This window comes from Mycoplasmopsis phocirhinis (genome assembly GCF_004216495.1).
GTDB classification, from domain to species: domain Bacteria; phylum Bacillota_I; class Bacilli_A; order Mycoplasmatales; family Metamycoplasmataceae; genus Mycoplasmopsis; species Mycoplasmopsis phocirhinis.
Map to the genome: position 1 here is coordinate 565098 of NZ_CP034841.1, position 13603 is coordinate 578700.

Consider the following 13603-nt stretch of genomic DNA (forward strand, 5'->3'; position numbering starts at 1 on the left):
TAATTTTTGATAGAATATTATTATATTTGCTATTCGCTCAAAGCGAATTAATTTTTATAGCATAATAACAAGGAGAATTCATGGCAGAAGAACAATTCAAAAAATATGAAAACAAATATTCATATAAAATTAGTGAATTTGGTGCTGGTACCAAACGTAGAGATTATTCAGTTACCAAATTTATTTATGAAGTTCAAGATTTTTTAAGAACATCAAAAGAATCATTTGAATGATTTAAGAAAAATGGTATTGAACAAGCTATTAGAGAACATTATCCAATCTCATCTTCGAATAAAGGTGTTACACTAGAATATATCAATAACAGTGCTTATTTAGAAATTCCTTCTAAAGAATACGATGAAGTGACTAAAGCGAAAGTTAAAGGAACTAATTATTCAGCTAAATTATTTGGTAAATTTAAAGTCACAACAACAACTGATGGATTGGTAAAAGAAGACACAGTGTTTTTAGGTGAAATCCCGTTAATGACTTCTGGTGGTAGTTTTATCATTAACGGTAGTGAAAAAGTTATTGTTAGTCAATTAATTCGTTCGCCAGGAGCGTACTTTGGTCGTGGTGTTCGTAATAAACAGTCAGATGATTTGTTCAATAAAGTTGAAATTTTGCCTAGAGTTGGTTCATGAGTTGAAATCTCACACAAGGTAACATCAAAAAATCCTGATAGTGTAAAAATTAAAATTGACAAAAATAAAAACGTAAATATTATCACTTTTTTAGGAGCACTAGGTTTAACCAAAGATGATATTTACGATTTGTTTGGTCATTCAGATGTTTTAGACGAATCACTAAAAAGAGAAAAGAAAATGTCTGAAGACTTAACACGTGAAGAAATTATAAAAAATTGTCAAGAAGAATTGTTTAGAACTATTCGTAAAGGTGATCGTGTTTCTGATGAATCAATTTCAAACTTAATACCTAACTTACTATTTCATAAAAAACATTACAATTTAAGCGAAACTGGTCGTTATATGCTTAACATTAAGTTAAATCTTGTTGATCGTATTTCGGGCACAATTTTGGCTCAACCTTTAACAATTCAAGATAAAGCAGGTAATATAATTAATCTTGAAGTAGGAACAAATATCACGCATAAATTAGCTGTTTTAATTCAGTGAAATTTTAATAATGCTAAATTACCAACTGAAAAATTAAAATCAATTAAGCCTGAAATTGTTTATGCTAAATTACTAAATGATCCAAGTAATTCATCACTAAAAAGAAGAGATAAAATTATTTCGATAAAAATTTATCCAAATAAAAAATGGATGGAAAAAGGTAAAGAACCAGTTAAAGTTATTGGTGGTGATCCAAAAGCAATTGAAACTCATCTTGTAGTTTCTGATTTAGTTGCTACAATTAATTATTATTTTAACTTACTAAATGGTATTGGTCAAGACGATGATCCAGATGCTTTAACAAATAAACGCATAGTTTCTGTTGGAGAATTAGTCCAAAATAATTTAAAAGTTGGTTTAGCCAAACTTGAAAAAACTACACGTGAAAGAATGGGTGCTAAAGAACCAGATAAAGTTAGTCCAAAAAATGTTACTAATAACAAACTAATTTCTAACCAAATGAAAACATTTTTTAACTCTTCTAAATTATCGCAATTTATGGATCAAATTAATCCATTAGCTGAAATTTCTAATGAAAGACGTATAACATCGCTAGGACCAGGTGGTCTTAACCGTGATACAGCGCAATTTGAAGTTCGTGACGTTCATGCAACACATTATGGAAGAATTTGTCCTATTGAAACACCAGAAGGTCCAAACATTGGTTTGATACTTAATTTTGCCACATACGCTAAAGTTAACAAATATGGTTTTTTAGAAACTCCATATTACCGTGTTGAAAATGGTGTAGTTGACTATACTGAACCAGTTTATTTAACCGCTGCTGACGAAATGGGTTATAAAATTGCACAATCAACAGTAAATGTTGACCAAGACAATAAAATTATTGACTCGCAATTAACTATTCGTCATAATTACACTTATCAAATTGGTACTGCAGAAGATATTGATTTTATCGAAGTTGCTCCTAACCAAATGGTTTCTGTAGCTGCTGGGTGCATTCCGTTTTTGGAAAATGATGATGCTAACCGTGCTTTGATGGGGGCGAACATGCAACGTCAAGCTGTACCATTATTAGAAGCTGAATCACCTTTTGTGGCAACTGGAATTGAAGCTGAAATTGCTAAATATTCTTCAGCAAATTTTGTTGCTCGCAATGAAGGTGTTGTTGAATTTGTAGATGGTAAAAAAATTAAAATTAGAAACCACAAAAACACTGTAGATACTTATAATTTAAAGAACTTTCAACGTTCTAACCAAGATACAGTAATTCATCAAAAACCTTTGGTTGTTGAAGGTCAAGAAGTAAAAAAAGGTGATTTGTTGGTTGATGGTGCTTCATTTAACAATGGAGAATTAGCTTTAGGTAAAAATGTTGTTGTGGCCTTTAGTACTTATAAAGGTTATAACTATGAAGATGCCATCATTCTTAACGAAAGATTAGTTAAAGATGATGTTTTCACTTCTATTCATATTGAAGAACAAACAATTCAATTCCGTACTTCTAAAGCCGGAGATGACGAATTAACGCCAGATATTCCAAACGTTTCGAAATTTTCAACTAGACATTTAGATGAATTCGGGATTGTAAGAATAGGTAGCGATGTTACACCTGGTGATGTTTTAGTTGGTAGAGTAAGTCCTAAAGGTGATGAAAACCCTTCACAAGAGGAAAAACTAATGCTGGCAGTTTTACAACAAAGACAACAACCTGTGAAAGATACTTCGCTAAAAGTTAAAAATGGACATGGTGGAACTGTTATTGGTGTTGAAATTTTATCAAGAGCAAATAAAGACCAACTTGAGGATGGTATTGATAAAATAGTTAAAGTTTCAATTGCGGTTAAACGTAAAATCAAAGTTGGTGATAAAATGAGTGGTCGCCACGGAAACAAAGGAGTTGTTTCAATTGTTTTACCTGAAGAAGATATGCCATATTTAGAAGATGGAACACCTGTAGATGTAATGTTAAATCCTCAAGGGGTGCCATCGCGGATGAATATTGGCCAAGTTCTTGAAATTCATTTAGGAATGGCAGCTAGAAGTTTAAACACAAAATTTGTAACAAGAGTATTTGATGGTATTAAAAAAGAAGCTATTTACGATGTTATAGCTGAAGCTGGTTTACCTACTACTGGAAAACAATATTTAATTGACCCAATAACAGGGGAAAAATTTGATAACCCAGTTTCGGTGGGAGTAATGTACATGCTTAAATTAAATCATATGGTTGATGATAAAATGCATGCTCGTTCAGTTGGTCCATACTCATTAATTACTCAACAACCACTGGGTGGTAAGTCTCAAAATGGTGGTCAAAGATTTGGAGAAATGGAAACATGAGCTATTGAATCGTATGGCGCAACAAATATTTTGCAAGAAATCTTGACATATAAATCTGATGATATTAATGGACGTAATCAACTTTATGCTGCGTTGGCATCAGGTCGAGAATTACCAAAACCAGGTGTTCCCGAATCATTTAATGTTTTACAATATGAACTTAGAGGTTTAGGAATGAAACTAAATATTGATCATGTCGAAGTTGATGAAGAAGATTCAATTCAACATTTTGACATATTAGGAGGTTTAAATGAGTAGAACAAACCAAAATGAGGCTAAATTACTAATTGACAAAATTACTCTTTCATTAGCAACAGATAAAGATGTTAAAAAATGATCTAATGGTGAGGTAACTAAACCTGAAACTATTAATTATAAAAGTTATAAACCTGAACGTGATGGTTTATTTGACGAGATTATTTTTGGACCGACAACTGATTACAAATGTCCTATTTGTAATACTAAATACAAAAAAAGTGATGAAAACATTGAGTGTGTTAAAACAACAATGTGTCAAAAATACAATCCTAAAATTCTACCTAAAATTACTAGAAGAAGTAGAATGGGTCATATTAGTTTAAAAAATCCAGTTGTTCACTTTTGATTTTTTAAAATAGATCACTCAATTATTTCAAAATTATTAGGACTTAAGGTAGCAAATAGTTCACACAGTGTTACTAAATCTGAACTTGAAAAATTGATTTATTACAAAAGTCACATCATCTTAGAAGATGGTGGGCTTAAATCTTTGAAAAAAAACACAATTATTGATATTTCAGATGCGGCAATTATTTATTACGAAGCTCTTAGTGAATTAAAACAAAAATTTAACCCTGATGGTGATGAATACGAACAAGAAGCGTATGAAGTTATTGATGAAGCAATTAATGAATTAAAAGAACAAGCAACTTCTAAAATGGGACAAGATTACGGAATTGATTTTTATGAATACAACGACATTATTCATGAATATTCAGAGGCGTTAATTTCAACTGGTTCTAAAGCAATTGAATATCTTTTAGAACATGTTTCACCACAACAAGAAGCGAAAAAACTTGAAGAACAAATTAGCGAAATTAATAAACAAATTACCAAAAACCCTTCAGCTAATGCTAAAATTCAAGAAAGAGCAAAATTATACAAACGTTTATCAGTAATTAATGCTTTCATTAAATCAGGCCAAGATCCTAAATCAATGCTAATTTATAATTTACCAGTTATTCCGGCTGATTTGCGTCCACTAGTGCAATTAGATGGTGGTCGTCATTCAACTAGCGATATTAACGAATTATATCGTCGTATAATTATTAGAAATAACCGTTTAAAAAAATGAGATGAAACTGATGCTCCAATGTTGATTAAACAAAACGAGTATAGAATGATTCAAGAAGCAGTTGATTCATTAATTGACAATGCTCGTAAAAAACCTAATCCAGTTGCTTCAAAAGATGGTAGAGCATTTAAATCTATTTCTGATGCTTTAACTGGTAAAAAAGGTCGTTTTCGTCAAAATTTACTTGGGAAACGTGTTGATTATTCAGGGCGTTCAGTTATTGTTGTAGGTCCAGAATTAAAAATGCACCAAGTTGGTATTCCTCGTGAAATGGCAGCTAAATTATTTGAACCTTGAATAATCCGTGAATTAATTAAATCTGATAAAAACAATATTAATTCAATTAAAACTGGTAAAAAAGCAGTTGAAAATCTAGATCCAATTATTTGACCTTATGTTGAAAAAGCTATTCAAGGACGTCCTGTTTTATTAAACCGTGCTCCTACTTTACACCGTTTAAGTATTCAAGCTTATGAACCGGTTTTAATTCGTGGTAAAGCAATTAAATTACACCCACTTTCATGTACACCGTTTAATGCTGATTTTGATGGTGACCAAATGGCTGTCCATGTTCCAATTAGTCCCGAAGCTACTCGCGAAGCACGTGAATTGATGCTAGCGTCAAAAAACATTTTAGGACCCAAAGATGGAGAACCTATTATTAACCCTGGTCAAGATATGATTTTGGGTATGTATTATTTAACAATGGAAAAAAGCGGTGCCAAAGGTGAAGGAAAATTCTTTAGCACCTACGAAGATATGATTACAGCTTATGAAAATAAAGCAGTAAGTGTTCATTCGAGAGTTGTTTTACCTATTGAGCAAGCCGATAAAAAATGAATTACAGGCGATGCAGTTAGAAGATATATCGTATCTACTGTTGGTAAATTTATGTTTAACCGTGCGTTTCCTAACACATTTGAATTTATTTTTGGTAAATATGTTACACCAGAGGGTAAAGAAATCGTACATACATCAGCGAATATAGAACATTTAAATCATTATATTTTACCTAGTGGAACAAATTTTGTTGAACATATTGCTAAAACACCAATTAATTTACCTTTATCCAAAAAAGATATCGCCAAAATTGTTCGTCGTGTTTATGATCAATATGTTGGTGTTGTAAATATGGAAGATTTAGCAACAATTATTAACGACATCAATAAAGACGAACTTGATAAAGTATTCCAAAAATGTGCCCAATTACAAACTTTTAGTGGCGAGCCAATTAATTCAGCTCACATTGAAATTCTTTCAAAATTAATCACAACTGAATTTAACAAAATTCAATACGAGGTTTCAATGTCGCAAAATAATGAAAATGCAATTTGAACTGTAGGAGATTACACTAAATTACTCGAAAAAGTATGATTTAAATATACTAATGTTGTAGCGAATGTTTTAGACAAAATTAAAGCCTTAGGTTTTCATTTTTCAACAATTTCAGGTACAACTATTGCTGTTAGCGATGTTATTACACTACCTCAAACTAAAAATAAAATTAAAGAAGGTGAAGAATACATTGAAAAATTAAAATCATTTTTTGAAGAAGGAATGCTTACCGATGATGAAAGATATAGTCTTTCAATCAAAAAATGAGCTGAAATAAAAAATTCAATTGAAGATGACTTGAAAAAAGTTACAAAATCTGATCCTCACAACCCATTATTTATGATGTTTACATCTGGTGCCCGGGGAAATTCATCTAACTTCGTGCAATTAGCTGGGATGCGGGGATTAATGAACAACAATGTTAAAATTCTTAAAGCCGATGCTGAAAACGAACGTGTAGTGCGCTCCACAGTTGAAATTCCAGTTAAATCATCATTTTTAGAGGGTTTAACAGCGTATGAATTTTATTCTTCAACTCACGGAGCTCGTAAAGGTTTAACTGATACAGCACTTAACACAGCTAAATCTGGTTATTTAACTCGTCGTTTAGTAGACGTGGCTCAAGGTATTGTAGTGCGTGAAATTGATTGTGGTACAGATTATGGTTTTGTTGTGCGTGATATTAAAGACACTAAAACTAACACAATTATTGAGTCTTTAAGTGAAAGAATTGAAGGACGGTTTACTAATAAACCAGTTGTAGATGCTAATGGTCAAATTTTAATTGAAGCAAATAAATTAATTACCCCTGAAATAGCTACTCAAATTACACAAGCTGGTATTGAAGAAGTTGAAATTAGATCGGTTTTATCTTGCTACACACGTAATGGTGTATGTAAAAAATGTTATGGTAAAGATTTAGCTCTAAACCGTGTGGTAAATATTGGTGAAGCAGTTGGAGTTGTTGCCGCTCAATCTATTGGTGAGCCTGGTACTCAGTTAACAATGCGTACTTTCCACACTGGTGGTGTTGCCGGTGTTGAAGATATAACTGGTGGTTTTGGTCGTTTAATGGAATTAATTGACGCTTACGATTCACCATGAGGAAGACCTGCTATTATTTCACCGGCATACGGTAAAATAATTTCTATTACAACACCAAGCGAAATAACGAATCGTTCAGTTAAATTGATTGAAGTTGAAATATTCAAAAATAATGGTGAAAAAGAAACACTAAAATTCGAAACTAAATCAGATCGCAGAATTGTTGTTAAGGAAGGCGATCGTGTTGTACCTGGACAAAAAATTGTTGAAGGACCAATTGTGCTTGGTGATTTATTAAAATATGCCGATACACGCACTGTACAAAATTATTTACTAAAAGAAATTCAAAAACTTTATCGTTTACAAGGTATTTCTATCGCTGATAAATATATTGAAATTATTATTCGTCAAATGCTTTCAAAAATAATGATTACAGACACAGGAGATTCAAAACTATTTTCTGGTTCACTAGTTGATATTTTTACTTTCCAAAGAGAATCTGCTCGTTTATTAGCCCAAGGTAAAAAACCTCCTTTTGGCGAAGTAAAAATTAAAGGAGCTAAACAAACTCCATTACTTTCAGATTCATTTTTAGCTGCTGCTTCATACCAAGAAACACCTAAAATTTTAGTTAACGCTTCAATTGCATCACAAATTGATAAATTAGAAGGCTTAAAAGAAAATATCATTTTAGGACATAAAATTCCTGCCGGAACTAACTCAAACTATGAGCATAAAGAAAAATATGATATCCGTGATCCTCGTAGTTATTTTAGTACAAAATATGATGCGCCTTTTGATAATGAAAATTCAAACAATAATACACTTTCATTAAATGAAGAAATGGTCAATGAAGACATTAACGATATGCTTGAAGATCTTTTTGTTCACGAATTAGAATCAAATTATGATGATAATGACAGTGACGATGATTATGTTGAAATCTAACAATATTAAAATTCATATTCATTATGAATTTTTTTATTAAATTTTAGTTTAATTAAATTTAATAAATCTAACTTAAATATTAATATATAACTCCATTAAAAACATAAATGTTGTAAAATAAAAAAATATGAAATGAGAATTTAAATCAACTGAAATGCGTATTGCACAAAAAACGCTTAAAAAAATTAATCAATACGAAAGCTTAATCGCTAATTTATCTGATGATGAACTTAAAAATAAAACTACGCAATTCAAAGCTCGCTTAAGTAATGGCGAAACATTAGAATCGTTGCGAGCTGAAGTTTTTGCTGTATCTAGAGAGGCAACTAAACGAGTTTTAGGTAAGCGTCCTTATGATGTTCAAATGTTGGGTGGATTATTATTAGATCTAGCTTCAGTAGCGGAAATGAAAACAGGTGAAGGTAAAACAATTACTTCCATAGCACCAGTTTATTTAAATGCACTATTAGGCAAAGGAGCAATTGTTTCTACTGTTAACGAGTATCTTTCTGAACGGGATGCGCTGGAAATGGGTCAAGTATTTAATTGATTAGGAATGAGTGTTGGTATAAATAAAGCTCAATTAGATTCTGAATCTAAAAGGCGAGCTTATGCAGCTGATATTACTTATTCAGTGCACTCGGAATTAGGTTTTGATTATTTAAGAGATAATATGGCTGAAAGTATGAATGAAAAGGTTCAACGAGGCTTGTATTTTTGTTTAATTGACGAAGCTGATTCGATTTTAATTGACGAAGCAAAAACACCTTTGATTATTTCAGGTGGAGAAGGCGAAGACGTTAAAGAATATTATTTAGCTGATCGATTTGTGCGTTCATTAACCGTCGATGATTATGAAATTGATGAAGAATCAAAAGCAATTTCGCTAACTTTTAGTGGTATTCAACGTGCCAACGCTTATTTTGGTTATCAAAATTTATATGATATTGAAAATTCAGAAATGATTCATCGTATTCAAAATTCTTTACGAGCACACAAAGTTATGCGTGAAAATGTTGAATATATTGTGCGCGAAGGAAAAATTGAACTTGTTGATGCTTTTACTGGCCGGGTAATGGAAGGAAGAGCATATTCAGAAGGTTTACAACAAGCTATTCAGGCAGCAGCAGGGGTTGAAATTGAAAGTGAAACTAAAACTTTAGCAACTATTACCTACCAAAATTTTTTCCGGATGTTTACTAAACTTTGTGGTATGACAGGAACAGCAAAAACTGAAGAGCAAGAATTTATTGATATATATAATATGCGTGTTAATGTTGTGCCAACAAATAGACCAGTAATTAGACAAGATTTACCAGATTCTATTTATGCAACTGCGTTAGGTAAATGGAGTGCTGTAACTGAAAAAATTAAAGAATTATATGCCAAAGGTCAACCTGTTTTAGTCGGAACTGCCCAAATTGAAGATTCTGAAATTTTACACCATTTTTTAAACCAAGCAATGATACCCCACACTGTATTAAACGCTAAACAAAATGCTTCCGAGGCCGAAATTATTGCCAATGCGGGGCAAGTAAAATCAATTACAATTGCAACTAATATGGCTGGTCGTGGAACTGACATTAAACTTTCACAAGAAGCCAAAGATCTAGGTGGTTTATATGTGATTGGTACCGATCGAGCCGAAAGCCGCCGTATTGATAATCAACTTAGAGGACGTAGTGGACGTCAAGGTGATCCGGGTGTTTCTAAATTTTATGTTTCTTTAGATGACCAATTAATGCGTCGTTTTGCTAATTATGAAGAATTTAAAGAGCAATTTGCTGACAAAGGCGATAATGAAATTACTACTAAATCATTAATTAAAGGTTTTATAGCCGCCCAAAAGAAAATAGAAGGATTTAACTATGATTCGCGTAAAAGTGTGCTTCATTATGATGATGTTATCCGTCAACAACGCGACTTATTTTATGCTCAACGGGATTTAATTTTAATTAATGAAGATATTGAATATATTATTGAGAGAATGATTAAAAATGCCTTAAATACAGTGGTTAGCAATCCTGAATTTTTAACTAAAACTGGTACATTTATTTATCAAAAATTAGAATCCTATTTAAATAATGAATTTTTAGGTCGTGGAGTTAGAAACAAATTTAGTTTAGAGCAATTACAAAAAATTCACGAAAGTGATATGAAGGAGTATTTGAACGAACATATCCTAAAAATGTATCTAAACTGACGTCAAAATGTTATTAATTTAGCTAGCGATGATTATTTATTTTACAAAGAAAAAAATATTGTTTTACAGGTAGTTGATTATTATTGACAAAATCATATTAATACCATGGATAAATTGCGCTCAAATGTTAATTTAGTACAGTATTCACAAAAAAATCCTTACCAAGTTTACACTGAAGAAGGAAGTAAATATTTTGCTCAGATGCTAAACCGTATAGCTAGTGATGTAACTAGAAAAATTTTCGCTGATCGTGAAGGTGTTGATTTATTAGTTCCGCTTGAAATTTTACGCGACCCTTTATATGCTCAAATTAAATCTACTCTTGAATTTTCTCCCGAATTAAGTGAAGAAGAAATTGAAAAAACTGTTTTAGAATATTATTATGATATGAAACAAAGCACTGAAATTAAACAGGATAATAATCTAAATATAGACGAAATGGAAAATTTATTTACCCAAGCTGCCCAAAACGTGATTGATTTAGAAAATAATAAATAACATAATAAAATTAACATTAGCGATGTTAATTTTTTGTTTAATTAGACCTAAATTTATTGTCAATTTTATTAAAGAATATTTCTAAAAAGTTTATAGACGAACAAAATTCTTTCGTTTTTTTTTTTTTTTTTTATAATGCTATTACATAATATTCAAGGAGAAAAATGAAAAAGAAAAAATTAATATTATCAGTTTTAGCAATTCCTTCGCTTATGCCGGTTGCTGTAGCAGCTGCGTGTGGCAATAACACTGATAAAAAACCAGAGAAAGTAGAACAACCACCACAAAGCGAAACACCAAAACCTCAACAACCTGCCCAACCAAGTAGAAGCGAAGATTCGCGAGTTCAAGAAGTTAAAAAAACAAATTTAACAAAAGAAATTTCACTATTGGGTAATTCAACTGAAAATTATACTAATTTTGTTAATCAATTATTAAGTGTGCCGAATTTAGGACAAGAATATAGCAAAGTAAAATTAGCGATTAATTTAGCATCACTTAATTTAACAAAAACATTTAGTCGTGATGACTTTATTTCAAATGTGTTGCCTGTTTTAGGCAAAAACGACAATTCTGAATTAAACTATGAAGATGATGAAAGTGAAGAAATACAAGTTCTAGCACCGACAAATAGAGCTGAATTGGATGAAACAGCAAAATTTTTAAAGAATGAGTTTAATAACTATCGCGTTCTTGAAACTTGATTTGTTAATAAATTGGGTGGTTTGGTAAATAAAGCTGAAACAAAAAAAGTATTAAAAACAGGTAAAATTAGTAAACAACAAGCACAAAGTAACAATAAATTAACTGAATATAATGCGGTTGTTAATGAAGTTAAAGAATTTTTAAAAACAAATGCTTTAATACAATTTGCTGACAATGTTGAAATTATTGAATTTGATTACACAAAAACGCCTGCTTGGTCACTAAAAATTAAATTAAAAGTTAATAATTTAGAAACAGATTTTATCAAATTAGATTTTCAAAAATCAAGAGATAGAAATGCAACTGAAGAATCACTTAGACAAGAAAATAAAAATAGATCAAGTCTTAAAGAAAAAATTAAAAATGTATTATTAAATTCGACTGTATTATCTGTTTTTGCTAACAGAATAAAAGTTTATAAATTAGCACTGGTTATTGATGAATCTAAACAAATTTCAAAAAAACTAACAGATTTAATGAGTCCTTATGTTTCTGAATCGATTATTAAAAGAATTCCTTTTATTCCTGATTTTATTTTAAGAAAATTCGTTTCTAAAATAGTTTCTAAAATATTAGCAAAAATAATTGCTAGTGTTCAAACAAAAGTTCAAGATAAATTTAAAAACTAAATAAAATTATTAAAAATTCCTTTTTCAAGAAACGAAAAAGGAATTTTTATTTAATGAAGCAAAATTTATGTTTATGTTTTTATTTTTTTTGTTTTTTTGTGGTTCATAAATTAAAGGTGGACAACAAAAATTAACATTGTAAAGTGTTAATTTTTTGTACACAACCCATAGAGGGTGGGGTATACCCCACCAAAAATCAAAAAAACAAAAATTGAAAGGACTAAATATGTCAAGACATTTAAAAATGGAGGAATTCGATTTAATCTTTGAGGTTTACCAAAAACATGGAAAATCACAAGCTATAAAAACACTTTGAAATATCTCTCCAAAAACAAAATTAGTTAAGAAAAAATATCTTGCAGTAAGAATTGCTAAAATAATAAAATATTATAATTTAGGCGTGAAAGAAAAATTATTAACTAAAAAAGGCAAAGACAGAAAACCAGGTAGCGGAAGACCTAGAAAAGAACCAGATTTTGATTGGGATATTTTTGACAGAAATGATCTAATTGAAATCGCAAAAAGATATTATGAAATAACAAACCAAAAACCCAAAAAAGAGAAAAAAGAAGAAGCTAAAAATTTAAAAATCCAATTTATTAAACTAGCATTGTTTTTTAGTCTTTGTAGACAAACCATTTCTAATGCGAAAGTTAAACAAAATACAGAAAAAACAATTCCTCATTCAAAAATTATAGTTGAAGCATTTGAAGCAAATAAAGGCAGATTTGGCAGAAAAAAGCTAAGTATTTATATATTTAATCAATATAATATACACATAAATGACAGAACTTTAGGCAGATATTTAAATCAATTAAATCTTAAATGCAAGCTAAGACAAAAAAGAAAAAGAAAAGAAATTAAAAACACAAAATGCCAGATCCCAAATACCGTTCAAAGAGATTATAACGATAACCAAAATAGAAATATTTTCGCCACAGATGTTTCATACATAAATGCCCCAAAAGATGTGCGTGAAAATCACGTATATTTATCTGCTATCATCAATCACAAAACTAAAAAAATTGTGGGTTTTAGATTAAGCAAAAATAATAATCTAGATTTTGTTTTAGATAATATTAACGATATTCAAAACGAAAATTTTGATAAATTTATCGTTCATTCAGATCATGGTTTTCAATATACAAACCAAGAATATATTAATAAAATTATAAAATTCGGTGGAACAGTTTCAATGTCTAGAGTTGGAAATTCATTAGATAATAGAGAAATTGAATATTGATTTGGAGTTATTAAAACTGAATTATTAAATGATTTAGATTACACAAAAATTACCTTTCATGAGTTAAATGATAAAATTAAGGAATATATTTTTTGATATAACAACGAAAGAATACAATCAAATTTAGGATGAAAAACGCCACAACAAGTTGCTATGGCGTTCGCTAATTAAAAATGTTAATATTTTTTGTCCATGTTTAAATAATCTAATTTTTTTTCAATAAAT

General features: G+C 30.3%; 5 protein-coding genes. All 5 read left to right on the forward strand.

Annotated features, from left to right (window positions below; all coding sequences use genetic code 4):
• Positions 1-80 precede the first annotated feature (80 nt).
• The 5 genes from rpoB to EG856_RS02245 all read left to right on the forward strand — a co-directional run bounded on the left by rpoB (position 81) and on the right by EG856_RS02245 (position 13549).
• Positions 81-3698, forward strand: a complete 3618-nt coding sequence (gene rpoB, locus EG856_RS02225) for a DNA-directed RNA polymerase subunit beta (protein ID WP_130429501.1) — start codon at positions 81-83, stop codon at positions 3696-3698.
• Positions 3691-8100 (forward strand): DNA-directed RNA polymerase subunit beta', encoded by a 4410-nt coding sequence (gene rpoC / locus EG856_RS02230; protein ID WP_130429502.1) that lies wholly within the window; start codon positions 3691-3693, stop codon positions 8098-8100. Before rpoB ends, rpoC begins: the two co-directional genes overlap by 8 nt.
• Positions 8101-8227: 127 nt before the next feature.
• Entirely contained in the window at positions 8228-10801 is a 2574-nt protein-coding gene (gene secA / locus EG856_RS02235; RefSeq protein WP_130429503.1) for a preprotein translocase subunit SecA, read from the forward strand.
• Positions 10802-10965: 164 nt separating this feature from the next.
• Positions 10966-12135 carry a hypothetical protein gene (locus tag EG856_RS02240; RefSeq protein WP_130429504.1) on the forward strand — a complete coding sequence of 390 codons (1170 nt, stop codon included), beginning with the start codon at positions 10966-10968 and terminating at the stop codon, positions 12133-12135.
• 226 nt (positions 12136-12361) lie between these two features.
• Positions 12362-13549, forward strand: coding sequence for an IS3 family transposase (locus EG856_RS02245; protein WP_130429505.1), 1188 nt, complete (start codon positions 12362-12364; stop codon positions 13547-13549).
• Positions 13550-13603: the final 54 nt, after the last annotated feature.